Raw genomic sequence first — 24,780 nt, 5'->3', positions numbered from 1 at the left:
TCAGACCGTGCCTCCCTGCGCCGCCGCCTGCTTGCGGTCGGCGATCGTGACCCGGCCGCGGCCGGCATACGTCGTGCCACGGGCGCCGAGGCGCTCGGGGTCCAGGCCGGACCACTTGTGTCCCCCGCCGAAGAACTTGGTGCGGGCGAGCATCGTCAGCACCGGGTGGGTGAACAGCATCACCACCACCAGGTCGACGAGCGTGGTGAGCCCGAGGGTGAAGGCGAAGGCCTTCACCGTGCTCTCGGACAGCACGTAGAGCACCGCTGCGGCGAGGAAGTTCACCGCGTCGGAGATGATGATCGTGCGCCGGGCGCGCGACCACCCCGTCTCCACCGCGGCCCGCAGTGGCCGCCCGGATCTGACCTCGTCGCGGACACGTTCGAAGTAGACGATGAAGCTGTCGGCGGTGATGCCGATCGCCACAATCAGACCGGTGACACCGGCCATGGTGAGGCGGAAGTTGTTGGCGAAGCCGAGGAAGGTCACCAGGCCGTAGGACATCACGCCGGCCACCAGCAGCGAGGCCACGGTGACCAGGCCGAGGGCGCGGTACTGCAGCAGGGAGTAGAACACCACCAGGAGCAGGCCGATGAGGCCGGCGATGATGCCCTTCTGCAGCTGGTCGATGCCGAGCTGGGGGCTGATCTGATCCGAGCTCAGCTCCTTGAAGGAGAACGGCAGCGCGCCGAACTTCAGCTGGTCGGCGAGGATCTTGGCCTCGGCTTCGGTGAACCCGCCGGTGATCTGGGCACGGCCGTCGGTGATCGGGTCATTGGTGCCCGGTGCGGAGATGATCTGGCCGTCGACAATGATCGCGAAGCGGTTCTGGTCGCCCTGCAGCCCGACCAGGCGCCGAGTGACATTGGCGAACTGCGTCTTGCCCTTGTCGTTGAAGGTCAGGTTGACCGCGATCTCACCGGTCTGGATGCCGGCGCTGTTCGTGGTCTGACCCCAGGTCGCGTCGGTAATGGTGTCGCCGCTGACCTCCGAGGGACCCATCAGGAAGGTCGCGCTCTTGTCCTTGGAGCAGCCGACGCTCGGCTCGTTGGCCGGGGCGCGGGCCGCGACCTCCTGCCAGGTGGAGGCGAGCGGGCCGAGCTTGGGGTTGGTGTTGGAGCAGCTGACCGTCTGCAGCAGCTGCTGGTAGGTCTCCCCGGTTTGGGCCAGGCCGGCGTCGATCCAGATGCGGCTGACCAGCTGGTTGGCCCAGGCCTGGTCGCTGGCATTGGCCGGCTTGCCGGGAGTGGTGCTCGGCGACGCCGAACCGGTGGCACCGGGCAGGGTGGGCGGCCCGCTGGGCGCGGCCGAGGTCGGAGCCGGAGTGGAGCTCGCGGCCGGAGCCGCGCTGCCGGAGCCGCTGCCGGTGGGAGTGCCGGTCGCGGCGGCGAAGGCCGCCGGGAAGGCGTCATTCTTGCCGGTCGAGCTGGGCGCAGCCTTGGCGCTCGAGCTCGGCGCCTTGACCGAGCTCGACGGCTTGGCGCTGGCCGAACCGGACGGCTTGGCCGTGCCGGTGCCCGTGGGCGCGCTCGTCGCGGGTGCACTGGGCGTGGCACCCGGCAGCGTCGGCGCCGGGGTCTGGTCGGCCTGCGGCTGCCCGGTCGCGATCACCGCACGGAACAGCAGCTGCGAGGACTGCGCCAGCGAGTCGAGGATCTGCTTGGAGGGATTGCCGGGGATCGAGACGACGATGTTCTCCGAGCCCAGCGTGGTCACCTCGGCCTCGGCGACGCCGGAACCGTCAACGCGGTTGCGGATGATGTTGACCGCCTGGTTGAGCTGGCCGGCGTTGACCGTCTGGCCCTTGCCGAGCTCCGGCTGCAGGATCACCTGCCGGCCGCCCTCGAGGTCGAGGCCGAGCTTGGGCGTCCACTGGCCCTTCGGGTTGCCCCAGGCGGCGCTCGCCCCGATCCCGGCGAAGAGGGCCGCGATCAGCACGAGCAGCAGGAACAGGGTGCGCCGTGGCTTGGCCGCGGGTGCGCGGCGAGCACGTGTAGCCAAGGGTCAGGCCTTCTGGTCGTCGGACGGGCGGTCGGTCGGCTCGGTCGGCGTGCTGGTGCCGTCCGCGGTGTTCTCGGTGAGCCGGCGCGGCACGATGGCGCGCCGGTCGAACCGCAGTTGGACGCCCGGCGCTGCCTCGATGACACCCTCGGACTCATCGAGTGCGACCAAGGTTCCGAGCAGGCCGGAGGTGGTGCTCACTTGGTCGCCGACCGCGATCTCGCGCTGGGCCGCGGCGAACTGCTTCTGCCGGCGGCGGCTGAACCAGAACATCACCGCCAGCAGCACCAGAGGCAACAGATAAAACAACGGGCTCAGAGTGGACTGCTGACCGCTGCTCGCGGCTGCCAAATGCTGCATTTCTAAAGTCCGTGCCTCACGTCGGGTTCAGATCGTTGCCGTCGGGAGAGTTTAGGTGAGGGAAGCCGCGACCCCAACCACACCCCTGCGGGCTAGGTCTGAAAGCGGCCCTCGCCCTCGCCCAACGGCAGCTGGGCGTAGCCCTGACTCGCCACCGGCGGGGTGAGCCCGAGATGCTCCCAGGCCATCGGCGAGGCGGCGCGCCCGCGCGGGGTGCGGATCAGGTAACCCTCGCGGACCAGATAGGGCTCGGCGACCGTCTCGACGGTGTCCGGTTCCTCGCCGACGGCGACCGCGAGCGTGGTGAGCCCCACCGGTCCCCCGCCGAACCGCCGGCACAGCGCGTCGAGCACGCCACGGTCGAGGCGGTCCAGGCCGCGCTCGTCCACGTCGAACAGTTCGAGCGCCGCCCGGGACGCCTGGTGGTCGACGATCCCCTCGGCGTGCACCTGGGCGTAATCGCGGACCCGGCGCAGCAGCCGGTTGGCGATGCGCGGCGTGCCCCGCGATCGTCCGGCGATCTCCTCGATGCCCTGCCGGGTGGTCTCGACCTCGAGCAGGGTCGCGCTGCGCGCGACGATCCGGGCGAGGTCCTCGGGCGCGTAGTAGTCCAGATGTCCGGTGAAGCCGAACCGGTCGCGCAGCGGCGCCGGCAGCAGCCCGGCCCGGGTGGTCGCGCCGACGACGGTGAAGGGCGGCAGTTCCAGCGGTATGGCGGTCGCGCCCGGCCCCTTGCCGACGACGACGTCGACCCGGAAGTCCTCCATCGCCAGGTAGAGCATCTCCTCGGCCGGGCGCGCCATCCGGTGGATCTCGTCGAGGAAGAGCACCTCCCCCTCGGCGAGGCTGGACAGGATGGCGGCGAGGTCACCGGCGTGCTGGATGGCCGGCCCGGAGGTGATCCGGATCGGCTGCTCGAGCTCGGCGGCGATGATCATCGCCAGGCTGGTCTTGCCCAGGCCCGGTGGTCCGGACAGCAGCACGTGGTCCGGCGGGGCGTCGCGGCGGCGGGCGGCTTCGAGCACCAGACCGAGCTGATCACGCACCCGCGGCTGCCCGGCGAAATCGGCCAGCCGCCGCGGGCGCAGCGCCGCCTCGAAATGCCGCTCGTCGTCGGCACCGCCCGGGTCGACGATCCGGGCGGTCGCGTCATAGGACTCGTCGTCGTAGTCAGTCATCGTCATCAATCATCGACCCGCCTCAACGACCCAGGTCACGCAGCGCCGCCCGCAGCAGCGCCGACACCTCGGTTGGCGCATCCGGCTGCTTCTCGATCCGCGCGACCGCGTCCTGCGCCTGCTTGGCCGACCAGCCCAGCCCCGTCAGCGCCTCGACCACCTGGGTGTTGCGCACCTCGGCGGCGGGCGCGGGCGGCTCGGCGGTCGCCGAGGCGACCGCACCCGGCATACCTGCGACCTTGTCCTTGAGTTCGAGCACGATCCGCTCGGCGCCCTTGCGGCCGATGCCCGGCACCTTGATGAGCGCCACCAGATCGCCGCCGCTGATCGCGGCGCGCAGCGTGTCCGGGTCGTGGACCGACAGCATCGCGAGGGCGATGCGCGGGCCGACGCCGCTCACGGTCTGCACCTGTTCGAACAGATCGCGCTCGGTCGCGCCGCCGAAGCCGTAGAGGGTGAGTGAGTCCTCGCGCACCACGAGCGTGGTGTGCAGGGTGAGTTCGGCGCTGGTGCGGGTGCTGCCCGAGGTGCCGGCGGTGGTGTGCACGAGCAGGCCGACGCCACCCACCTCGATCACGACGTGGTCGAGCCCGGTTGCCAGCACCGTCCCGCGGACCGAGGCGATCATCGGGCGTACCTGCGCACGCTGCGGTCGGCGGTCTGCGGCGTGGGCCGTCGCACCGTGGCTCCGGCGAGCCGCTCGGCCGCCCCGCCCCGCCATACATGACAGATGGCGAGGGCGAGCGCGTCCGCGGCGTCGGCCGGTTTGGGCGCGGTCTGCAGCCGCAGGATCCGGGTGACCATCGAGGTCACTTGGGCCTTGTCGGCGCGGCCGCTGCCGGTGACCGCGGCCTTGATCTCACTCGGCGTGTGCATCGCGAGCGGCAGCCCGCGGCGGGCGGCCGCGAGCATCGGCACGGCGGAGGCTTGAGCGGTGCCCATGATCCCCTTGATGTTGGCCTTGGCGAAGACGCGTTCGACGGCGACGACATCCGGCTCGTGATCGCTCATCCACTGGTCGATCTCGGTCTGCAGGGTCAGCAGGCGCTCGGCCGGGTCGTCGTGCACGGGCGTGCGGATGACGCCGACGGCGACCAGGCGGACCGGGTGGCCGATGCCGCCGTCGACCACGCCGATGCCGCATCGGGTCAGGCCCGGGTCGACGCCGAGAACGCGCACGCTTGGCTCCTCGCACAGATGTTCGGTTTCGTCCAGGACGATAACCGTCCGTCGGCGGCCCTCGCGGCAGGTGCGTCGGCGCGTTGCCGGCTACTCCTCGGTGAGGCGGTGCGCCTCCGGGTCGCCGTGCAGGGGCGGATAACGCCACTGCAGGCTGACCGTGCCCGCCTGCGGGTCGGCAACGAGGTCGATCCGGTGCGGGGTCTGGATCATCCGCAGCTGGGCCACGAACCGGCCCTGCTGCCAGCCGCCCCACGACATGAAGGGCACGCTCGCATCACCCTTCCAGGTGCCGCGAGCCCACTCCCCTCGGCCGACGGGCAGCTCCCAGCGCTGGTCCCCTGCCGCACACTCGAGGGCGTATGCCGAGCCGTTCGCGCGCACCCGCACGGATGTCACCGACCGTGCCGCGTCACCTCCGTCGCGGCTGAGTTCGACTGTGTCCGAACCGGATTCGTCATCGGCGGGTCCCTCAAGGCGCAGGTTGGCAAGGCGCTCGACCAGGGCGCGGTCGGCGGCTTCGCTGCCGGGGCGGTCGAAGGCCGGCAGCAGGTGGGTCCAGGCCTGGTCGAGCACACCCTGCATGTCCATCGTCTCGGCGGTCGTCACGACCAGCGCGTCATGCTGCGGCAGCACGATGCAGAACTGACCGTAGGCGCCGTCGCCGCGATAGCCGTGCGTGGCGATCCAGAACTGGAAGCCATAACCGCTGCCCCAGTCGATGGTCGGCGGCTCCACGCCGGGCCTGCGGTGCGCCGCGTCATTCGGCATCTGCACCCGGCTGGCCTGCTCGATCCAGGCGGGGTCGAGGATCTGCTGCCCCTGCCAGGTGCCCTGCTGCAGCAGGAGTTGACCGAAGCGGGCGACGGCCTCGGTCGACAGGTGCAGCCCGGAGAAGCCCGCGTCGTGCCCGTGACCGTCGGTGAGCCAGGCAGCCTCGGTGATGCCGAGCGGTGCGAACAGCCGCGGCCGCAGATAGTCCAGCACCCGCTGACCGGACGTCTGCTCGATGAGCCGCGCAACCGTATACGTGGCGAACTGGTTATAGGTGAACACCGTGCCGGGTTCGCGCTCGGGCGGCAGCGTGAAGAAATAACGCAGCCAGTCGGTGCCGGCCTCGGGGAAAGGGAAGGCCGGATCGTCGAGGTGACCGGTCGCCATACTCAAGCAGTGCCGCACGCGCAGCTCGCGCCAGTGCTCACCCAGATCGGCCGGCACCAGGTCGGGGAAATGGTCGACGATGCGGTCGTCCAGGCCGAAGCGTCCCTCGCCGATCGCGAGCCCAGCGGCCGCACTGACGAAGCTCTTGCTGAGTGAGTAGAGCAGGTTGGGTCGGTCGAGTTCGTATGGCGCCCAACGGGTTTCGGCGATGACCTCGCCACGGCGCAGGATCATCAGGGTGTGCAGTTCGGTGCCGGACGCCAGGACTGCGTCAACGAAGGCGGCGATGCCCGCGGCGTCGGTGTCGGCACTGCTCGGGGTCGCGCGGGCGAGGTCGGTCATGGCCGCAAACTACCCGGCCGCTGCTAGCGGGTCCGGAAAGATTTCCGCTGCACCACCTGACGAAATCGCCCGATGCACCGTAGTTTGAGTGGCCGGACGGTGCATCGGGGCACCTGCTGCCGAATGAGGTGAGGCGCTTGGACCTTGACGACGGTCGGCGCATGCACCTGTCCCCCTGGTCTCCCCCGGCTCTTCGGCCGCGGGATCCGGCCGCCTCATCGGCGGCCACCCATGTCGCACCACACCGCAGCGCGGACGCCGTGCTGCGCGGTGCTCGAAAGGTTGGAGAGCGACAATGAAGTGGTTGTTGGTGATCCTGGTCATCCTCGTGATCGCCGCGCTGATCTGGTGGTGGATGAACCGCAACAAGGCGCGCGACGGTGTCGCCGGGACCGACGCGGGCCACGACCGTGCCGGCGCCGCAGGTGACCGCGTGGGCGGAACCTCCGGCAGCGCTGGAGCCGCTGGTGTGACGGGCGCTGGTGCGGCTGGTGCTGGTGCGGCGGGTGCTGGCACCCGGCCGTATGACCAGGAGTCCGATATTCGTGCGGGCTCGACCGGTGACGGTGCTGGCGGGTACGACGCCGGTCGACATGACGATGGCGGGTATGCCGCCGGCCCGGCTGGCGACTCCAGCGGCCGGTACGACGCTGCCACCTCCACCGGTGACTCCAGCGAGGCTGGCAGGTATGACGCAGGCACCGCGGGTGACTCCAGCGGCACCCCGGCATACGACACGAACCGGCACAACGACCCCCAGGCCTACGGTGCGGACGCGACGACGGGCACGGCCAATGACCCGCGCCAGAGCTTTGCCGAGCCCGGCACGACGGGGACGACGGCCGCCGACACCGACTGGTCCGGCGACCCGAACACCGCGCCCGCTGGCACCACGGCCGGCAGTTCGCCCGACGGCATGCCCGAGGGCCGCCCGCAGGACGCTCCGTCGTGGGGTGACGGCACCGGCACGTCGACGACCGACTCGGCGTCGACCGGGACGGTCGGCTCGGGCAACACGGGGGCGACCTGGTCGTCCGCCGACGACCGAGCTGACACCTCCACCTCCGGTGGGTATGCCGGCGACAGCGCTTCGACGACTGCGCCCACGTCCGCACCCACGGCTGGAGCTCACGGCTCCGACTCCACGTCGACGCACACGTCCACTGATGCGAATTCCACTGGCAGCACTGCGGATTCGGCCCTCACGGGCTCGTCGGCCGATGCGGGTGCGGGCTCGTCGGCCGATGCGGGCGCGAGCTCGGGTGCGGGTTCGACGTGGTCGGCGAGCGATGACCGAGCCAGTTCCACGACCGGCACGAGCGCGACGACCGGCACCGGCGCAGGGCCGGTGGCTGGCTCATCCGACGCGTCTTCCTCGCCGGGTGCGACCGACGGGGGCGCGGTCGGCTCGGGTTCGTCGGACTCCTCCGGCTCGTCCGGTTGGGGTGGCGCGGCCACTGCTGGTGCGGCTGGCGCGGGCGCCGGTGCGGCCGCCGCAGGTGCCGCACACCGCCACGGCGACGACGGCGCCGAAACTGGATCAACGTCGGCCGGCTACGGCTCCGACAGCGGCACCGGGTCAACGGGTAGCTCGGATGCCGACCGGCATCCCGGCTCCTCCGCGTCGACCAGCTACGGCTCAACCGGCACGGGCACCGGCACCACCGCAGGCGCCGACACCCGCGACACGGGCACCGGCGCGCACGACGGCTCGTCGGCATACGGCTCCGGGTCGACCGCGGGCACTGGCACCGGCGGCTTGGGCGCGACCGGCAACGCGGCTGGTGGTGCGGGGCCGTTCGGTCCCGGGTCCGCCGAGCCGGCTGAGGACGGCTCGGGCCCAGCCGGCTGGGGCATCAAGGGCAACGCCGACTCGATGCTCTACCACACCCAGGAGTCGCCCTCTTACGGGCGCACGAAGGCCGAGGTGTGGTTCGAGACCGAGGACGCGGCCCAGGCTGCCGGCTTCCGGCGCTGGGACCACAAGCGCGGCTGATCCCCGTCCGCAGCACCGGTGGCCCGGCCCTCTCGTGGGGCCGGGCCACCGGTGTGTTCAGCCGGTCTGCGTTGCCAGGCCCGCGCCGAGCGGCGTCCGCGCATAGAGCACCGACCGGCCGCGCCGGGTCGCCGCCACCAGCCCCGAACGCTCCAGGATCTTCAGGTGCTCGTTCGCCGTCGACGGGGTCAGGTCCAGATGGCAGGCCAGCTGCGCGGTCGTCATCGGCAGGTCGAGCAGTTGTATGGCGGCCGCGCGGGTGCGCCCCATCAGTTCGGTCAGCGGCGAGGCCTGCGGATCGGGCGCATCACGCCACAGCATCCCCACGCCTCGCGGCGCGTAGGTCAGCGTCAAGGCATAGTCGGGCACGTTGAACAGCAACAAATCGGGCCAGCCGAAGGCACATGGCACGAGCACCACGCCGTGACCGGACTGGGTCGGGCCGTCCTTGCAGGAGTTCTCGATCGCCAGCCGGTCCTCGTCCATCCGCACCCGCGGATGCAGGGTGCCGAGCACCTTGGTGCCACCGCCGTCGGCGAGCAGGTCGAGACGCCAGGCGATATCGCTGTCGGCGAGCCCGCGCAGCCGGTCCCACACCCGCGACACGGTCAAACTCCAATAGTCGCGCAGCTCGTCAATCGCCTTGTCCCGCAACGCATCCGGGTCATCAAGACCGTCCGTCAAGATCTGCGCCGCAGCTTTGGTCGGCGACGCGGCGAGCAGCGTCTGCAGATCCTCGAGGACGACCTCAACGGGCACCTTCGCCACCGCCGTCAGCTCGGTCTCAAAGGCGTTGGATCGGCGTGATGGCGTCGGGGTGAGGAAGTCGGCCAGGTGACCCGACGGCGGGATGAGTGCGTCCAGCACCGGGAAACTCGCGCCCGCCCCGACGATCCGCTCCCGTGCAGTCGCCCGCCACGGCGCATGTAGCGCTCCCCCGGCTCCGTCACGCAGCACCCGCACGCTCGCCACCGTTTCCCAGAGCGGTGACGTCGCGAAGCGCAACCGCGCCAAATCGGCGGCCGCGACGAAGCGCACCGGGGTCGTCATACGACCGAGGGTAGACGCCGCCCCCGACAGCCTCTTCGATTCGGCCCTGCCCGAATGGTGGCCGCCCCCGCCTGGCCCCGTGCACCGTCGGTCGTATGACGACCTGCGCACCTTCGCTCACCGGCGCACCGCCCGACGGGGGCACCTGGTGGGGGCTTCCCTCCGGCTATTGGGTGCTGTGGACCGCCGTGCTGGTCAACCGGCTGGCGACCTTCATGGTGCCCTTCCTGACGCTCTACCTGACGACCACCCGCGGCCTGCCGGTCACCACCGCCGGGCTGATCGCCTCGCTGCTCGGTGCGGGCGCGATGGTGTCCGGACTCATCGGTGGCTGGTCCGCCGACCGGATCGGGCGCCGTTCCACCCTGCTTGCCGGGTACTTCCTGGCCGCCATCACCCTTGTCGCGCTGGCCCTGGCCACCACACTGCCTGCACTCATCATCGCGGCGATCGCGGTCGGGCTGAGCAGTGACCTGGCCCGGCCGGCGAGCCAGGCCCTGGTGGCCGACGTGGTGCCTGCACCGCTGCGCGCTCGTGCCTATTCGCTGTCGTTCTGGGCCGTCAACATCGGCTTCTCGCTGGCGACGCTGAGCGCCGGTGCACTCAGCCGCTACGGCTTCACCACGCTGCTGCTCATCGACGCATCGTCGGCCGCCATCGCCGGAATCTGGTTGTGGCTCAAGGCTCCTCGCATCGCTCTCCCCCGACCCACCGGCGAACGCGGCGGCTACCTATCGTCGCTGCGCACCGACCGCACGTTGCGGTTGCTCGTCGTCGCGGGCATCGCCTATTCCACCGTCTACCAGCAGGCCTACACCACGCTGCCCCTCACGATGTCGCGCCAGGGGCTGGGACCCGCGGCATACGGGGTGATCATCGCGATCAACGGTCTGGTCATCATCGCGCTGCAACCCTTCGCCGACCGGGTGCTCACGCTCGTGCGCCCGATCCACGCCTACGCCGGCGGCCTGCTCCTGCTTGGCCTCGGTTTCGGTGCGACGGCGCTCGCGGCGTCCGGCTGGTCGCACGCGCTGGTCGTCGTGAGCTGGAGCGTCGGCGAGGTCGTCTGCGCTGCGATGACCGGCGCTCTCTTCGCGGCCATCGCGCCAGCCCACCTGCGCGGTCGCTATATGGCGCTCAGCGGGTGGTGCTTCGCGATCGGTATGGCGGCCGGTCCGGTCCTCGGCACCGCGGTGCTCGCCGTCGCCGGCGCCGGCTGGCTGTGGACCGGGTGCGCCATCACCATGGCCGCGGTCGCCGCCACCACGCTGCTAATCAAGGACCCCCGCATCGGGCAAACCGATTGATAGACAAGGAGATTCGCATGACCTTCCTCGACCTCCATCACCCGGGTGACCCCGTCGTGCTGGTGAACGCCTGGGATGCCGGCAGCGCACGCACGATCGCCGACGCTGGCGCCGCAGCCATCGCCACCGGCAGCTGGTCGGTCGCCGCCGCCCACGGGTATGCCGACGGCGAGCAGCTGCCGCTCGACCTCACCCTGACGGTCGTGCGGGAGATCACCGCCGCGGTCGATCTGCCGGTCACCGTCGACCTGGAGCACGGCTACGGCGAGACGCCGGCGGATGTCGCGCGCTCGGTGGCGGCGGCCGTCGACGCCGGCGCGGTGGGCTGCAATCTTGAGGACGGGCTCGCGGGCGGGGGTCTGCGGGACCTGCCCGAGCAGTGCGACCGGCTCGCCGCGGCACGTGAGGCGGTCGGCGACCACTTCGTCCTCAATGCCCGCACCGACATCTTCCTGAACACCGACCCGGCGACCCACGACCACGCCAAGGTCACCGAGGCGCTCGACCGAGCCGAGGCCTTCACCGCCGCCGGTGCGTCGAGCCTGTTCGTGCCCGGCCTGACCGACGCCGAGCTGATCCGGCGGGTCGTCGCCGGATCGCCACTGCCGGTCAACGTGATGGCCTCCGACCCAGCGGATGTCGACGCCCTCGCCGCGCTCGGGGTGGCCAGGATCAGCTTCGGCCCCGCGCCCTACCTCGCAGCGGTGGCTGCCCTCGGCAGGTTCGCCGCGGCGGCATACGACCGATCGGCGTGAGACCCGGTCAGTCTTCGGCGTCGAGCGCGGCGAGCACCTCGTCCGGCACGTCACCGTTGGCGAAGACGTTCTGCACGTCGTCGCTGTCTTCGAGCGCGTCGATGACGCGGAACATCTTCTTGGCGCCGTCCTTGTCGAGCGGCACCTCGGTCGTCGGGCGCCACTGCGGCTCAGCCGAGTCGTAGTCGACGCCAGCGGCCTGCAGCGCCTGCCGCACGGCGACGAAATCCGTTGCCTCCGAGACGATTTCGAAGCTGTCACCGAGATCGTTGATCTCCTCGGCACCGGCGTCGAGGACGATCTCGAGCAGGTCGTCCTCGTCACGCCCGGCCTTGGGCACGATGACGACACCCTTGCGGTTGAACATGAACGCGACCGAACCGCTGTCCGCCATCGAGCCGCCGTTCTTCTGCAGGGCGGTGCGCACCTCAGCGACGGCGCGGTTCTTGTTGTCGGTCAGCACTTCGATGAGCAGCGCGACGCCACCCGGCGCATAACCCTCGTAGGTCAGCGCGAGGTACTCCGCGCCGCCGGCCTCGGCCCCCGAACCACGCTTGACCGCGCGGTCGATGTTGTCGTTGGGGACACTCGACTTCTTGGCCTTCTGGATCGCGTCGTAGAGCGTCGGGTTGCCGGCCGGGTCACCGCCACCGGAGCGCGCCGCGACCTCGATGTTCTTGATCAGCTTGGCGAACAACTTGCCGCGCTTGGCGTCGATCGCCGCCTTCTTGTGCTTGGTTGTCGCCCACTTGGAGTGACCGCTCATGTCTCCCTCAACGCTGCCGTTCGTGCCGTATGCCGACCGCCCATGCTACCGAGGGCGTCCGCGGCAGCCGTGGCGAGACCCGACACGCACACGTCAGGGGCGGGTCGTTCAATCTTCAATTCCCCCCTCGTGGGTCTCACGGACCGGCCTCGGTCCGCACTAGGTTGTGTGCGCATCCGTCATCACCGTCATCTGGGAGGACGCTTCAATGCCGTTCCTGGACAAGCCGTCATCGGTGGCCAAACCCGGCTACAGCCGATGGCTCATCCCGCCCGCAGCGCTCGCTGTGCACATGTCGATCGGACAGGTCTACGCCTTCTCGGTCTTCAAGACCTCGCTCGTGCACCGCTTCGGCTCCTCGCAGACCGCGGTCGCGTGGGTCTTCTCGCTCGCGATCGTCTGCCTCGGACTGTCCGCCGCCATCGGCGGTCGCTGGGTCGAGCGCAACGGACCCCGCCGAGCCATGCTCGTCTCGGCGATCTTCTGGTTCGCCGGCTTCCTCGTCGGCGCGCTCGGCATCGCGACCGGCCAGTTGATCCTGCTCTATCTCGGGTATGGCGTGCTCGGGGGTATCGGCCTCGGCATCGGTTACATCTCCCCGGTGTCCACGCTGATCAAGTGGTTCCCGGACCGGCCCGGCCTCGCCACCGGTATGGCGATCATGGGCTTCGGTGGCGGCGCGCTCGTCGCAGCCCCGCTGTCGAACCAGTTGCTGCGCACCTATGACAGCGGTTTCGACCCCAACGCCAAGGGCGCGGTCGCATCGACTCACGCCCTGGCGATGACCTTCGTGACGCTCGGCATCATCTACCTGATCTTCATGATGATCGGCGTGGCGCTGATGCGCCTGCCGCAGGGCTATGGCGGCCACGATGACGAGGTCACCCACCAGGCGGGCATGAGCGGCGCGCTCGTGCGGGCCAACGAGGCGATCAAGACGCGGCAGTTCTACCTGCTGTGGATCGTGCTCTTTTGCAATGTGACCGCGGGCATCGGCATCCTCGAGCAGGCCGCGCCGATGATCCAGGACTTCTTCCGCGACGGGAAGACCTCGGCGGTCTCCGCCGCGGTCGCCGCCGGATTCGTCGGCCTGCTGAGCGTGGGCAACATGCTCGGCCGGTTCACCTGGTCCACGACCTCCGACATCATCGGGCGCAAGCCGATGTACATGGTGTTCCTCGGCGTCGGCGCGGTGCTCTACCTGCTGCTCGCCACGGTCGGCCACAGCGCCACCGCGGTCTTCGTGCTCCTCGCGCTGTTCATCATCTCGTTCTACGGCGGCGGGTTCGCGACGGTCCCGGCATACCTCAAGGACCTCTACGGCACCCTCGAGGTCGGCGCGATCCACGGCCGGCTGCTCACCGCCTGGTCGGCCGCGGGCGTCGTCGGACCGCTCATCGTCAACGGCTACCTCGACGCGGCCGGCAAGCCCGGCAACCTCATCGCTGACGACTACAAGCCCGCCCTGTTCACCATGGTCGGTGTGCTCGTTGTTGGCTTCATCGCCAACCTGCTGATCAACCCGGTGAACTCCAAGTACTTCGACCCGATGGCGCACGCCGCGCCCGAGCAGCAAGAGGAGGCGAAGCTCGCATGACCGAGCGAAACCCCGACCCGGTGACCGCACCGAGCACCACCAGCCCCGCGCTGATTGCGCTCGCGTGGATCGTCGTCGCGATCCCGCTGCTCTACGGCCTGTGGCAGGCGATCCTCAAGGCCGCCAAGCTCTTCACCGGCTGAGCATCCGCACGAACATCGCGTGCACCCGGTGGTCGCCGGTGACCTCGGGGTGGAAGGACGTGGCGAGCAGGTTGCCCTGTCGCACCGCGACGGGGTGACCGCTCGCCTGCGCGAGCACCTCGACGCCGTCGCCGGTGCGCTCCACCCACGGCGCCCGGATGAACACCGCGCGCACCGTGCCGACATCGGTCATCTCCAGGTCGGTCTCGTAGGAGTCCACCTGACGGCCAAAAGCGTTGCGGCGCACCGTGATTCGCATGCCGCCCACCGTTTGCTGCTGCGGGTGGCCGTCGAGAATCTCGTCGGCCAGCAGGATCATGCCCGCGCACGAGCCGTATGCCGGCATACCGTCCGCGATCCGCGCGCGCAGCGGCTCCATCAGCTCGAAGGTGCGCAGCAGGCGGTCCATGGTGGTCGACTCGCCGCCGGGCAACACGATGGCGTCCACCTGCGCGAGCTCCTGTGGGCGGCGCACCGGCGCAGCATCGGCCCCTGCCTCGCGTAGCGCGGCGAGGTGCTCACGCACGTCCCCCTGCACCGCCAGGACGCCGATACGGGCCGTCATCGCGCGCCATTTCGGGACAGGGTCGATCTCACAATCAGCAAGCCTACGGCGCGGCCAGAGCCGACCGAGCGGCACGGCGCAGTTCGCGGACAACCCGTTGCACGACAAGGCGTTCCGCGCGAGCCGGGCGGGAGATGGCCACCACCCAGCGCTGCGCCTGGGCGCCCCGGATCGGCAGCGTCACCAAACCCTCGCGCGGGCGGGTGGTGAAGCGCGGCAACAGACCGACGCCTTCGCCAGCGATCACCAACGCCTCCACCAGGCGGTTGTCGCGCACGACATGCCGGATCTCCGCCGGCGCGCCGGTCACCTCTTCCACCTCGTGCAGCACCGAACGGAACGGATAGCCCTCGGGCACGGCGATCCAGCCGACGGCGACCAGATCGCGCGGCCGCACCCAGCGTCGGGTCGCGAGCGGGTGGCCGGCGGCCACCGCGAGGTCGATTGGCTCGCGGGCCAGCACCGTGCAGACCATCCCCTCGGCGCCCTCCGGGCGGCCGCTGACCAGGCTGTGGCCGATCACGATGTCGTGATCGCGGGCAAGCGTCGTATAACCCACCTCCGCGACATCGTCGTCGGTGAGGGAGATCTCGATCGGCTCGTCTCGCAGCGCCCGCAGCAGCCCCGGGATCAGCAACTCCCCCGCACTCGGCAGCACGGCGATACTGACCCGCCCCTCCGGCCGGCCGCGGAACTCGGCCAGCCGCGTCTCGGCACGCGCGATCGCGGTCTCGACCCCGTCCGCTTCGGCTGCGAGCAGCCGCCCGGCGTCGGTCAGCCGCACCCCGCGGCCATCGGGTTCGACCAGACGGCAACGCAATTCGCGCTCAGCGGTCCGCAACTGTTGCGAGACCGCTGACGGTGTGCGGTGGGTCGCCGCGGCCACCGCGCGCACGCTGCCTCGTTCGGCGAGCTCGCGCAGCAAGGTCAGATGCCGCGGGTCCATGTAGGAAGCCTAATCGGTGTGTTCAGATATGGGTGCTGGTCCTTCACAGTTGTGGACGCGACGCTGAGACCATGCCTGTCCGCCATCGACTGCTCGCAATCCTCGTCGCTGCCTGCTGGGGCGTGAACTTCCTGGCGATCCACGCATCGCTGGAGCAGTTCCCGCCCTTCCTGTGCTCGGCGATGCGGTGGACCCTGCTCGCGGTGCCGACGATCCTGTTCGTCCCGCGCCCCAAGGTGCCGGTCCGCTACCTGATGGGCTACGGCATCGGCTTCGGCATCCTGCAGTTCACCTTCCTCTACTGGGGCATGTCAGCCGGTATGCCGACCGGTCTCGCCTCGCTCGTGCTGCAGTGCTCCGCGCCGTTCACGGTGATCCTCGGTGCGGTGTTGCTGCACGAACCCACCAACCGGCGCAAGGCACTCGGTGTCGCCGTCGCGGTCGCGGGCCTGGCGATCGTCGGATCGGCGCGTGCGGGCGGTGCGACCTGGTGGCCCTTCGTGCTCACCGTGCTCGGCGGGCTGGGGTGGGCCCTGGGCAACCTCGCGTCCCGGCTTGCCGCACCCCCGAACCCGTTGCACCTCACGATGTGGATGAGCGTGGTGCCGCCCCTGCCGATGCTCGCGCTGTCGCTGATCGTCGAGGGGCCGCAACGCGACCTGACCGCCTTGCGCACCGCGGCGTCCGCCCCGTGGGCACTCGCCGGCCTCGCCTACACCTGCCTCATCGGCACGGTGCTTGGGAGCGGGTTGTGGACCTGGTTGATGGCCCGCCACCCAGCAAGCACGGTGGCGCCCTACTCGATGCTCGTGCCCGTCGTCGGACTGAGCACCGCGTGGGTAGTGCTGGACGAGCGGCCGTCGGTGGTCGAGCTGGTCGGAGCGGTCGTCGTGGTCGCCGGCGTGCTCTTCGCTTCGACCACTCGGCTGCGTCGCTCACGGGCGAGCCGGTCGATGCCGGCCGCGCTCGGGTCGCCGTCCCAGGGGCCCGCCTAGGATTCACGGGTGACGATCACCGTTCGTGAGCGAGTCGACGCCGACCTGCCCGTCCTCGAAGCGCTCCTCGCCGGACAGCAGCCCACCAGTCGATATCCGTTTCGCTGGCCGCTGCCCTTCCCAGCCGTCGAGTTCTTGCGCCGCGACACCGAGGAGCGCGCCTGGGTGGCCGAGGTCGACGGTGACGTCGCCGGCCACGTCGCCGTCACCACGGTCGTCGACGACGACTTCAGCCGCACCTGGTCCTCTGCCGTCGGGCGCCCGGTCGACGAACTCGGTTGTGTCTCAGTGCTTTTCGCCGGCATCGACTACCAGGGCATGGGCATCGGACGTGCCCTGCTCGACACCGCCGAGGATTACCTGCTCGCCCAGGGGCGCACGCCGGTGCTCGATGTGGTCCAGTCGCACAGCGCCGCCGCGGCCGTCTACGCCCATCGCGGGTGGCGGCTCGTCGGCACCGGGCGACCTGACTGGTTGCCCGACGACGAGCCCGACGTCCACCTGATGGTGCTCGACCGGTGAGCACCGCCAGCGGCATCGTCGTCGCCGGCCACGGCGTCGCGTCCGGGCAAGGCGACCACTCGCCATACCCCGCAGGTGCGATAGCGCTGCAGACGCCACACTTCGCGGCCCGCGGACTCGACCTGTCGCGCTACTGGCCGGGCACGGTCAATGTCGACGTCGCTCCCCTGCTGCCCGTATGGCGTTCCCCTCGCCTCACGCTTGCCGATGTGATGTGGACGAATCTCATTGCGGCAGAGACGTTTTCGTTCTTCGACTGCACCCTGACGCACCAGGGGACGGCATACGACGGGCTCGTCTATCGGCCGCACCCGGAGACCAAGCCGGCCCACCACCAGGCGCTCACCGTGCTCGAACTGCTACTCCCCCGCATCAAGGATCTGGCGTATGGCGCGCGGGTCGACGTGACCGTCCCCGACGAACAGATCGGCTTCACCCGACCCTGAGTTGCTCACAGGTCGATGACTTTGCGAAGCCCAGCATCGATCGCCTCCATCAAATGACGAGGAAGCTGACTTTCGCCATCGTCAAGACCGGAACGATCCACCGTCATCGGCTGGGAAACGTTGACGACCGAGTCCTTCGGCAATCCCGTGGCCAGTGCCGGCAGGAACACGTTGCCCGGATGCCGGGCGAGGGCGGTGTTAGACGTGATCGGCAGAACGACCACGGTAGAGATTCGCGAGGCGTTGTAGCGATCGGACTGCACGATCACCGCCGGTCGTCGCTTCGCGGGCGCACTGCCCTTGGGTTCGCCGAAGTCGACCCAGCAGATCTGGCCCCGCCGGATCACCATTCGTCCGAGGCCTCGACAAGCCTCGCATTCGCCGCGCTGCGCAACTCTGCCGACTCCTCGCCTGGTTGCCCGACAGCATCGATCGCTTCGTCGATCTGCGCTGTCAGGTCCCCACCGCTCAGCGTGTCCGCGTAGCGCTCGGCTGCCTGCCGATAGAACTCCGATCGCGTCATGTTGTGCCTACGCGCTACGTCATCGAAGCGTTCAGCGGCATCGTCCGGGAGGCTGATCGCAGTCTTCATGACAGCCAGGGTATAACTTTTCCACCACAGATTCACCCCGATGGTGGGCGGCGGCGCCGGCGGCTACCAGCCGCGCTCGGCGAACTGGATCGAACGCGCGGGCTCATCGACGTTGATGCCGACCATCGCTTCGCCGAGGCCGCGCGACACCTTGGCAATCACGTCGGGGTCGTCGTAGAACGTCGTCGCCTTGACGATCGCCTCGGCGCGCTGGGCCGGGTTGCCGGACTTGAAGATGCCCGAGCCGACGAAGACGCCCTCGGCGCCGAGCTGCATCATCATCGCCGCGTCGGCCGGGGTCGCAATGCCGCCGGCGGTGAACAGCACCACCGGCAGCTTGCCGAGCTCGGCGACCTCCTTGACCAGCTCGTAGGGCGCCTGCAGCTCCTTGGCCGCGACATACAGCTCGTCCTCGGGCAGCGACTGCAGCCGCCGGATCTCCTGGCGGATCGAGCGCATGTGCGTGGTGGCATTGGAGACATCACCGGTGCCGGCCTCGCCCTTGGAGCGGATCATCGCCGCGCCCTCGGTGATCCGGCGCAGCGCCTCGCCGAGGTTGGTCGCGCCGCACACGAAGGGGACGGTGAACTCCCACTTGTCGATGTGGTTGGCGTAGTCGGCCGGCGTCAGCACCTCCGACTCGTCGATGTAATCGACGCCGAGGCTCTGCAACACCTGCGCCTCGACGAAGTGGCCGATGCGCGCCTTGGCCATCACCGGAATCGAGACCGCCGAGATGATGCCCTCGATCATGTCCGGGTCGCTCATCCGCGACACACCGCCCTGCGCGCGGATGTCGGCCGGCACCCGCTCCAGCGCCATCACCGCGACCGCGCCGGCGTCCTCGGCGATCTTGGCCTGCTCGGCCGTGACGACGTCCATGATGACGCCGCCCTTCAACATCTCGGCCATGCCGCGCTTGACGCGGGCAGTGCCGGTGCGGTTGTCGTTGTCGGTGAGGGTCACGAGGATCGAGCTCCTTGCTGCGTGCGAACGGCGAAGAACCCCACCGTATGCCGCCCATCAGGCCACTAGGTGCCACCATCTAGCGTGTGACTTCTTCCTGCCACGGCAGGTTGTCGCCAGCGACGGCGCAGCACTTGCGATGATGGCGCTCGTGCGCCGACTCATTTATCCCGTGCCGCCCGTGACCTCCATCGCTCCCGGCGTCGAGGTCGTTCAGGCCGCCGCGCCCAGCGGGACCATCGCGCTGCTGCACAAACCGGCGGCGCCAGAGCAGCGCACGGTCGTCTACCTGCATGGCAACGGCAGCGACCTGGCGACCGTCCGCCCCCTCGTGGAGATCATCGGCCGCCGAGGTCTGGGTTTCGCCGCGATCGAATATCCCGGCTACGGCGTGCTGCGTGCAGAGAAGCCGAGCGAGCGGGCCATCTACGCCCGCGTCGCCGACAGCCTCGCCCACCTGCGCGACGCAGGCTGCGAGCCGCAGGACACCGTGCTCGTCGGCGAGTCCCTGGGTTCGGCCGTCGCGACCGAGATGGCCCACCGCGGGCTCGGTGGGCGCCTGGTGCTGCTGTCCGCCTTCACCTCGATGCCGGCCATGTTCAAGAACACCTTCCGCCCCTATCCCGCCCGGCTCGTCCCGGACAAGTTCGACACCCTCGCGAAGGCGAGCGCAATCGGCATACCCACGCTGTTGATCCATGGCGAGACTGACGCGCTGGTGCCGTCAGCGATGAGCGAGCAACTGGAGCACCGGTTCCCGAACGCCCGGCGCGAAATCATCCACGGCCGCGATCACGGCAACCTGTGGGCGCCACCGAGCCGCACGGCCGAGCTGGTGCGCGAGTTCGCGAGCGCGCGGTGACCCGCGACGCCACGGCCGCCGATCTCGAGCTCACCCTCGAGTGGACGTTGACCCCCGAGGGCGGCCTCGCCGGTGAGCTTCGAGCGGTGAATGTCGCCCTCGATGAGGTGCGGCTGCACGGCAAGCCGGTGCTCACCGTGCTCGCGGGCGGCCATGACGTCGAAGTGCCGACGATCGCGACAATGGAACTGCGCATCCCGCCGTATGCCGATCTCGCTCCCCTGGCCGTAGCCGCCGCCTCGGTCTCGTGGAGCGGGCATGCCGGCCCCGACCCGTCGGCGCTCATGCTGCGCCTCGGTGACGCCTATGCGGCGGTCGAGGTGTCCGGGCCGTTGCGGCCGACGCGGCGGGACGTGGGCAACCTGAGCAGCGGCTGGTGGACGACCCGGGACTGAGGTCCCTCAGACGCCGGTGAGATCGGGCCCGTTGTCGTCGAAGTCGACGACCTCCGGCAGGAGCGTGTGCCCGGCCAGCCGGAAGATGCGCACGAGCGGCTTGGTGCGCACCCGCTGCACATCGTGCACGGCGTCATTGTGGAAGCGGTGCGCCAGCTGCACCCGCTGAGCGGTCTGCTGCACCCGGCGCAAGACCTCCGTACCCTGGGCGGTGTCCGCCAACTCGACCACGACCTCCGGCACCAGCACCGCGCGCAAGGTCTCGGACAGCTCGGACTCGATCCGCGCCCGCCGGCGGTCGACGCCGTGGCGCTGCACCTCGGACCGCACCTCGGTGACATCGGATTCGTCCAGGGACGCGGCACATGCCTCGGTGAGCAGCATTGAACTCGCCGGGTCGAGCAAACCGGAGTTGGCCAACTCCAGCCCGGTCTCGGCCCGCCGGACGAGCTGGGCATCCAGGGCCGACACCGATCCTTCGACCCGCGCGTGCAGCCGGTCCAGTCGCGCCGCGGTGTAGGAGAGATACCACGCGATCACCGCAGCCACGGCCACCGCGATCGACACCCAGGTCCACACGCCCATCAGTTACCGCCCCTCCACCACCGGGTCGGGCGCGCGTCGACCGGCACACCGGCCCGCAGCGGGCTCGCCTCGAGCACCGTCTCGTAGACATTCACGATCTCGCCGGCCACCTTGTCCCAGTCGAACCGGCGAGCGCGCTCGGCTCCGCGTCGGGCCAGGTCGGCCCGGTCGGCTGGCGCGAGCAGCAGGTCGGTGAGCACCGCCGCCAGATCACGCGAGTCCTCGTTGACGAAGAGCGCACCGGCCCACCCGTCGTCGAGCACCGCGCGGAAGGCATGCAGGTCGCTCGCGACCACCGGGGCGCAGGCGCTCATCGCCTCGACCAGGATGATGCCGAAACTCTCACCGCCGGTGTTGGGCGCGACATAGGCGTCGACCGAGCGCAACAGACGCGCCTTGTCCTCGTCGCTCACCCGCCCGAGAAAGACGCACGCCTCACGCACCGCAGGTGACCGGCCGGCGAGCGCCACCTGCGGGTCACCAGGGCCAGCCACCAGCACCCGAAGGCGCGGAAACCGTTGCAGCAGAGCGGGAATCGCGTCGAGCAGCACCGGCAGCCCCTTGCGTGGCTCCTCGATCCGGCCGAGGAAGCCGAGCGTCGGCGCCTCGGGGTTGCCCTGCCATTCGGGACGGGGAGCGGCAGCCGCGAACCGGTCGGCATACACGCCATTAGGTATGACGACCGCGTCGCCGCCGATGTGTTCGCGCACGAACCGTCGGGCCTCGTCGGAGACGGCGATCCGGCCGGAGATCTTCTCCAGGCCGGGTTGCAGCGCTGGCCGGGAGGCGAGCAGCGCACGCGAACGGGTGCCGGAGGTGTGGAAGGTCGCGACCAGCGGACCCTCGACGGCCCACATGGCGAGCATCGACAGGCTGGGGCTCACCGGTTCGTGCACGTGGACCAGGTCGAAGCGCCCGTGCTCCACCCAGCGCGCCACCCGCGCTCCGGTGAGCGGGCCGAAGAGCAACCGCGCCACCGAGCCGTTATAGGGCACCGGCACCGCGCGACCCGCGCCGGTGACATAACCCGGGAGCGGGGTGTCCTCGTCGGCGGGCGCCAGCACATTGACCTCGTGGCCGTGGCCGAGCAGCCATTCGGCGAGATCGCGCACGTGCAGTTGCACTCCCCCGGGGACGTCGAAGGAGTAGGGGCTGACGATGCCGACCCTCACAGGTCCTCGCTGAAGATCCGCTGCATCATGTGCCAGTCCTGCGTGTGCGTGCGGATCCGCTCGCCGAGTCCGTCCACGCACGCCTGGGTCATCGCGCGCACCTGCTCGGCCCGGTCTCCGTCCGGCACGACGACGCGGTCACCGAAATGCGCCACCACGCGCGGCGCCGCCCGCCCGGGCACGTCCTCGTAGGTGATCGCGAGGGGGAACAGTGCCGCGCCGGTGTCCAGCGCGAGGCGGGCTGGGCCGGTGGCCGCCTTGATCTGCTGGCCGCACAGGGTCACCTCGACGCCGTGGCTGGTCAGGTCGCGGTCGGCCAGCAGCGGCACGAAAGCCCCGCGCCCCAGCGCCGCGCGCAGCGTCGGATAGGGGTCGACGCCCCCGGTGAGGGGCACGATCGTCATACCGAGAGATTCGCGGAAGGTGAGGAACTCGGTGAAGACCTCCTCCGGCTCGAGGCGTTCGGCGACCGTGGTGACCGGCGCGAAATGTGTGGTCGCCCAGGCGCCCGCGAGATCCCAGTTGCCCAGGTGACCGAGGAAGAGGATGAGCGGCTCACCACGCGCCACGATCGCGCGCGCCTCGGCGTCGGCACCGGTCAGCCGGATCCGCTCGTCAAGCTGCTCGGGGGTGTGCACCGACAGCCGGAAGGCGTCGCACCAGTAGCGCAGGTAGGAGCGCACGCCGGCGGCAACGAGGTCCTCGAGCGCGGCAGCGTCGAGCTCGGGCCGGATGCGCCGGTAGTTCTCCCGCATCCGCTGCACGGAGCGGCCGTCGCGCCGGTAGGTCGCCTTCGCCGCCGCGTCGAACAGGCGGTATGCCGTGCGCTCGGGCAGGCGCCGCACCAGGGACCAGGCGGCGCGATAGCCGAGGACTTCGAGCCGGTCGGTGCTGATCACGAGATCACAGGGGCTTGCCCAGCGCCTGACGCCGCACAGTGAGCATGCGTTGCAGCACGGTCACGAAGCTGGCGACCGCTAGCAGGGCGAGCACCACGGTCAGCACCACCTTGGGCAGGCCGAGGCCGACCAGGCCGGTGGTGACCAGGACCGCGACCAGGCGGTCGGCGCGTTCGGCGATGCCCACGTTGGCCGTCATACCGAGGCCTTCGGCGCGGGCCTTGGCGTAGGAGACCACGCTGCCGAGGATCAGGCAGGCCAGGGCCAATCCGGCCATCACCATGTCGTGGCCGCGGTAGCTGGCGTAATAAAGGACCAGGCCGCCGAAGATGGCGGCGTCGCCCACGCGGTCCAGCGTGGAATCCAGGTAGGCGCCCCACACGCTCGAGCGGCCCGACATCCGCGCCATGACGCCATCGATGGTGTCGGAGAAGACGAAGAGGGTGATGACGATCGTGCCCCAGAAGAATTCGCCGCGCGGGTAGAACCCGAGCGCGCCGAAGGCGACCCCGAGGGTGCCGATGGTCGTCACGACGTCCGGGCTGATGCCGAGCTTCAACAGCAGGCGCGCGACCGGCGTGAAGACTTTGGTGAAGAACGCACGGGCGTATCTGTTGAGCATGGTGGCGTCAGCCTACTGGTGCGTTCGGTTGCGGCTCAGGCGTCCCAGGCTTCGGCGATTCGCCGGCGGGTGTCCTCCAGCAGCGCGGGCAGTGCCTTGGTCTGGGCGATGATCGGCAGGAAGTTGGCGTCGCCACCCCAGCGCGGCACCACGTGCTGGTGCAGGTGCGCGGCCACTCCGGCACCGGCGACCGCGCCCTGGTTCATCCCGAGGTTGAACCCGTGCGGGTTGCTCGCGCGCTGGATCGCCCTGATCGCCTGCTTGGTCATCGCGGTGAACTCGGTCGTCTCATCGTCGGTCAGGTCGAGATAGAGCGGCACGTGCCGGTAGGGGCAGACCAGCAGGTGGCCGGGGTTGTAGGGGAAAAGGTTCATTACGACATAGCCGGTCTCGCCGCGGTGGACGATCAGCCCGTCCTCGTCGGATTTGCTCGGCGCGGTGCAGAACGGGCAGGCGCCGTCATCGTCGTCGTGGGGCTTGTCGGCCTCGATATAGGCCATCCGGTGCGGGGTCCAAAGGCGTTCGAACCCGTCGGGCACGCGCGCGAAGTCGGCCTCGTTCTCCACCATGGCGGCATCCTACGGGCGGGAATGCGTCGGCCTTCGCCGCCGTTGCCGCGAGTAGGCCATCGTTGTCGGGTGGCCGTCGTTTGTCGGGTGGCCATCGTTTGTCGGGTGGCCATCGTTTGTCGGGTGAAGGAGTGGTGCGATGCCGTTGCAGGGTGAGTACGCCGTCGAGAAGACCCCCTGGGTCGCCGAACAGTTGGCCAAGATCGATGAGACCGGCACGACCGAGTCGGTCGACGTCATGGGGATGCGCGTCGTGGTCTTCACCATGCGCGGCGCCAAGACCGGCAAGCTGCGCCGTGTGCCGTTGATGCGCGTCGAGCACGGCGGCTCCTATCTCGCGGTCGCCTCCAAGGGTGGCGCGCCCGAGAATCCCGCGTGGTTCAACAACATCGTGGCTCACCCTGAAGTTGACCTTCAGGACGGGACGGAGCACCACGAGCTGGTTGCCCGCCGGTTGAGCGGTGCCGAGCGTGCCGAGTGGTGGGAGCGGGCGGTCGCGGCATACCCGCCCTATGCGGAATACCAGACCAAGACCGATCGCGAGATCCCGCTCTTCGTGTGCGAGCCCCGCTGACCCGCCCTCCCTCGCTGGTCGAGTAAGGCGGGTGACGCCCCTCCTTTCGCCGGTCGAGTAAGGCGAGCGACGCCCCCTTTCGCTGGTCGAGTAAGGCGAGCGACGCCCCCTTTCGCTGGTCGAGTAAGGCGAGCGACGCCCCCTTTCGCTGGTCGAGTAAGGCGAGCGACGAAGGAGCCGCCGCATCGAGACCACCGCAGCTGGTTTCGACGCGGCCTCCTTCGTCGGCCTTGCT

29 protein-coding genes are annotated in these 24,780 nt (G+C 69.9%); 11 read left to right on the top strand and 18 right to left on the bottom strand.

Annotation, left to right across the window (positions count from 1 at the left end):
* The 6 genes from secD to G9U51_RS14545 form a co-directional block, all read right to left on the bottom strand.
* Positions 1-2,001 carry a protein translocase subunit SecD gene (gene secD, locus G9U51_RS14570; protein ID WP_166197778.1) on the bottom strand — a complete coding sequence of 667 codons (2,001 nt, stop codon included), beginning with the start codon at positions 1,999-2,001 and terminating at the stop codon, positions 1-3.
* A 3-nt stretch (positions 2,002-2,004) separates the two neighbouring features.
* Positions 2,005-2,361, bottom strand: a complete 357-nt coding sequence (gene yajC / locus G9U51_RS14565) for a preprotein translocase subunit YajC (RefSeq protein ID WP_166197776.1) — start codon at positions 2,359-2,361, stop codon at positions 2,005-2,007.
* A gap of 92 nt (positions 2,362-2,453) precedes the next feature.
* On the bottom strand, positions 2,454-3,539 hold the full coding sequence (gene ruvB / locus G9U51_RS14560; protein ID WP_407941448.1) for a Holliday junction branch migration DNA helicase RuvB: 1,086 nt from the start codon (positions 3,537-3,539) through the stop codon (positions 2,454-2,456).
* 22 nt (positions 3,540-3,561) lie between these two features.
* The gene (gene ruvA, locus G9U51_RS14555) at positions 3,562-4,167 is read right to left on the bottom strand and encodes a Holliday junction branch migration protein RuvA (protein WP_166197772.1); all 606 of its coding nucleotides are present in this window, start codon (positions 4,165-4,167) and stop codon (positions 3,562-3,564) included.
* Positions 4,164-4,718 carry a crossover junction endodeoxyribonuclease RuvC gene (ruvC, locus tag G9U51_RS14550; protein WP_166197770.1) on the bottom strand — a complete coding sequence of 185 codons (555 nt, stop codon included), beginning with the start codon at positions 4,716-4,718 and terminating at the stop codon, positions 4,164-4,166. Before ruvC ends, ruvA begins: the two co-directional genes overlap by 4 nt.
* A 90-nt stretch (positions 4,719-4,808) precedes the next feature.
* On the bottom strand, positions 4,809-6,221 hold the full coding sequence (locus G9U51_RS14545) for a serine hydrolase domain-containing protein (protein ID WP_166197768.1): 1,413 nt from the start codon (positions 6,219-6,221) through the stop codon (positions 4,809-4,811).
* Between the two features lie 295 nt (positions 6,222-6,516).
* On the opposite strand from G9U51_RS14545, the gene G9U51_RS17120 reads away from it, so the two are divergent.
* Positions 6,517-8,217, top strand: a complete 1,701-nt coding sequence (locus G9U51_RS17120) for a sunset domain-containing protein (protein ID WP_171715577.1) — start codon at positions 6,517-6,519, stop codon at positions 8,215-8,217.
* A 57-nt stretch (positions 8,218-8,274) separates the two neighbouring features.
* On the opposite strand, the gene G9U51_RS14535 is transcribed toward G9U51_RS17120, so the two are convergent.
* A complete protein-coding gene (locus G9U51_RS14535; protein ID WP_166197766.1) occupies positions 8,275-9,267 on the bottom strand; it encodes a DUF5937 family protein in 993 nt (330 codons plus the stop codon).
* A 95-nt stretch (positions 9,268-9,362) separates the two neighbouring features.
* Between G9U51_RS14535 and G9U51_RS14530 the strand changes: the two genes are divergently transcribed.
* Both G9U51_RS14530 and G9U51_RS14525 read left to right on the top strand, forming a co-directional pair.
* A complete protein-coding gene (locus G9U51_RS14530) occupies positions 9,363-10,574 on the top strand; it encodes an MFS transporter (RefSeq protein WP_166197764.1) in 1,212 nt (403 codons plus the stop codon).
* A 17-nt stretch (positions 10,575-10,591) separates the two neighbouring features.
* The gene (locus G9U51_RS14525) at positions 10,592-11,329 is read left to right on the top strand and encodes an isocitrate lyase/PEP mutase family protein (protein WP_166197762.1); all 738 of its coding nucleotides are present in this window, start codon (positions 10,592-10,594) and stop codon (positions 11,327-11,329) included.
* A 7-nt stretch (positions 11,330-11,336) separates the two neighbouring features.
* Here G9U51_RS14525 and G9U51_RS14520 read toward each other — a convergent pair whose 3' ends face one another.
* On the bottom strand, positions 11,337-12,095 hold the full coding sequence (locus tag G9U51_RS14520; protein ID WP_166197760.1) for a YebC/PmpR family DNA-binding transcriptional regulator: 759 nt from the start codon (positions 12,093-12,095) through the stop codon (positions 11,337-11,339).
* A gap of 208 nt (positions 12,096-12,303) precedes the next feature.
* Between G9U51_RS14520 and G9U51_RS14515 the strand changes: the two genes are divergently transcribed.
* On the top strand, positions 12,304-13,692 hold the full coding sequence (locus G9U51_RS14515) for an OFA family MFS transporter (RefSeq protein WP_166197758.1): 1,389 nt from the start codon (positions 12,304-12,306) through the stop codon (positions 13,690-13,692).
* A complete protein-coding gene (locus G9U51_RS14510; RefSeq protein WP_166197755.1) occupies positions 13,689-13,835 on the top strand; it encodes an MFS transporter small subunit in 147 nt (48 codons plus the stop codon). The genes G9U51_RS14515 and G9U51_RS14510 overlap by 4 nt, the downstream gene beginning before the upstream one ends.
* Here G9U51_RS14510 and pdxT read toward each other — a convergent pair.
* A complete protein-coding gene (gene pdxT, locus G9U51_RS14505; RefSeq protein WP_166197753.1) occupies positions 13,825-14,400 on the bottom strand; it encodes a pyridoxal 5'-phosphate synthase glutaminase subunit PdxT in 576 nt (191 codons plus the stop codon). The genes G9U51_RS14510 and pdxT overlap by 11 nt on opposite strands.
* Before the next feature lie 43 nt (positions 14,401-14,443).
* Positions 14,444-15,346, bottom strand: coding sequence for a LysR family transcriptional regulator (locus G9U51_RS14500; protein ID WP_166197751.1), 903 nt, complete (start codon positions 15,344-15,346; stop codon positions 14,444-14,446).
* A 71-nt stretch (positions 15,347-15,417) separates the two neighbouring features.
* On the opposite strand from G9U51_RS14500, the gene G9U51_RS14495 reads away from it, so the two are divergent.
* From G9U51_RS14495 to G9U51_RS14485, 3 genes are read left to right on the top strand one after another with little or no spacing between them, the layout of a single operon-like run.
* Positions 15,418-16,341 carry an EamA family transporter gene (locus G9U51_RS14495; protein WP_166197749.1) on the top strand — a complete coding sequence of 308 codons (924 nt, stop codon included), beginning with the start codon at positions 15,418-15,420 and terminating at the stop codon, positions 16,339-16,341.
* 9 nt (positions 16,342-16,350) lie between these two features.
* On the top strand, positions 16,351-16,863 hold the full coding sequence (locus G9U51_RS14490; protein ID WP_328823492.1) for a GNAT family N-acetyltransferase: 513 nt from the start codon (positions 16,351-16,353) through the stop codon (positions 16,861-16,863).
* Entirely contained in the window at positions 16,860-17,309 is a 450-nt protein-coding gene (locus G9U51_RS14485) for a hypothetical protein (RefSeq protein WP_166197747.1), read from the top strand. Before G9U51_RS14490 ends, G9U51_RS14485 begins: the two co-directional genes overlap by 4 nt.
* Before the next feature lie 5 nt (positions 17,310-17,314).
* Here the strand turns inward: G9U51_RS14485 and G9U51_RS14480 are convergent, their stop codons facing one another.
* The 3 genes from G9U51_RS14480 to pdxS form a co-directional block, all read right to left on the bottom strand.
* The gene (locus G9U51_RS14480; RefSeq protein WP_166197745.1) at positions 17,315-17,659 is read right to left on the bottom strand and encodes a type II toxin-antitoxin system PemK/MazF family toxin; all 345 of its coding nucleotides are present in this window, start codon (positions 17,657-17,659) and stop codon (positions 17,315-17,317) included.
* A complete protein-coding gene (locus G9U51_RS14475) occupies positions 17,653-17,901 on the bottom strand; it encodes a CopG family ribbon-helix-helix protein (protein ID WP_166197743.1) in 249 nt (82 codons plus the stop codon). The genes G9U51_RS14480 and G9U51_RS14475 overlap by 7 nt, the downstream gene beginning before the upstream one ends.
* A 63-nt stretch (positions 17,902-17,964) precedes the next feature.
* Positions 17,965-18,813 carry a pyridoxal 5'-phosphate synthase lyase subunit PdxS gene (gene pdxS, locus G9U51_RS14470; RefSeq protein WP_207948354.1) on the bottom strand — a complete coding sequence of 283 codons (849 nt, stop codon included), beginning with the start codon at positions 18,811-18,813 and terminating at the stop codon, positions 17,965-17,967.
* A 235-nt stretch (positions 18,814-19,048) separates the two neighbouring features.
* Here pdxS and G9U51_RS14465 point away from each other — a divergent pair, with 235 nt between their 5' ends.
* Together G9U51_RS14465 and G9U51_RS14460 are read left to right on the top strand one after the other, a co-directional pair.
* Complete coding sequence (locus tag G9U51_RS14465; RefSeq protein ID WP_166197741.1) at positions 19,049-19,729, top strand: alpha/beta hydrolase; 681 nt, start codon at positions 19,049-19,051, stop codon at positions 19,727-19,729.
* The gene (locus G9U51_RS14460; RefSeq protein WP_166197739.1) at positions 19,726-20,124 is read left to right on the top strand and encodes a hypothetical protein; all 399 of its coding nucleotides are present in this window, start codon (positions 19,726-19,728) and stop codon (positions 20,122-20,124) included. Before G9U51_RS14465 ends, G9U51_RS14460 begins: the two co-directional genes overlap by 4 nt.
* 6 nt (positions 20,125-20,130) lie before the next feature.
* Here G9U51_RS14460 and G9U51_RS14455 read toward each other — a convergent pair whose 3' ends face one another.
* From G9U51_RS14455 to G9U51_RS14435, 5 genes are read right to left on the bottom strand one after another with little or no spacing between them, the layout of a single operon-like run.
* Entirely contained in the window at positions 20,131-20,709 is a 579-nt protein-coding gene (locus G9U51_RS14455; RefSeq protein ID WP_166197737.1) for a hypothetical protein, read from the bottom strand.
* Positions 20,709-21,881: a glycosyltransferase family 4 protein gene (locus tag G9U51_RS14450; protein WP_166197735.1), complete on the bottom strand. Its 1,173-nt coding sequence runs from the start codon at positions 21,879-21,881 to the stop codon at positions 20,709-20,711. Before G9U51_RS14450 ends, G9U51_RS14455 begins: the two co-directional genes overlap by 1 nt.
* Positions 21,878-22,780, bottom strand: a complete 903-nt coding sequence (locus tag G9U51_RS14445) for a phosphatidylinositol mannoside acyltransferase (protein WP_166197733.1) — start codon at positions 22,778-22,780, stop codon at positions 21,878-21,880. The genes G9U51_RS14450 and G9U51_RS14445 overlap by 4 nt, the downstream gene beginning before the upstream one ends.
* 4 nt (positions 22,781-22,784) lie before the next feature.
* On the bottom strand, positions 22,785-23,402 hold the full coding sequence (gene pgsA / locus G9U51_RS14440) for a phosphatidylinositol phosphate synthase (RefSeq protein ID WP_166197731.1): 618 nt from the start codon (positions 23,400-23,402) through the stop codon (positions 22,785-22,787).
* A 35-nt stretch (positions 23,403-23,437) separates the two neighbouring features.
* Positions 23,438-23,971: an HIT family protein gene (locus tag G9U51_RS14435; protein WP_166197729.1), complete on the bottom strand. Its 534-nt coding sequence runs from the start codon at positions 23,969-23,971 to the stop codon at positions 23,438-23,440.
* Between the two features lie 139 nt (positions 23,972-24,110).
* Here G9U51_RS14435 and G9U51_RS14430 point away from each other — a divergent pair, with 139 nt between their 5' ends.
* On the top strand, positions 24,111-24,545 hold the full coding sequence (locus tag G9U51_RS14430; protein ID WP_166197727.1) for a nitroreductase family deazaflavin-dependent oxidoreductase: 435 nt from the start codon (positions 24,111-24,113) through the stop codon (positions 24,543-24,545).
* Positions 24,546-24,780: the final 235 nt, after the last annotated feature.

The organism is Metallococcus carri (genome assembly GCF_011440275.1).
Classification (GTDB): Bacteria; Actinomycetota; Actinomycetes; order Actinomycetales; family Dermatophilaceae; genus Metallococcus; species Metallococcus carri.
The sequence above is the reverse complement of the archived record's forward strand: the minus strand, read 5'-3'. Positions and strand labels throughout refer to the sequence as shown.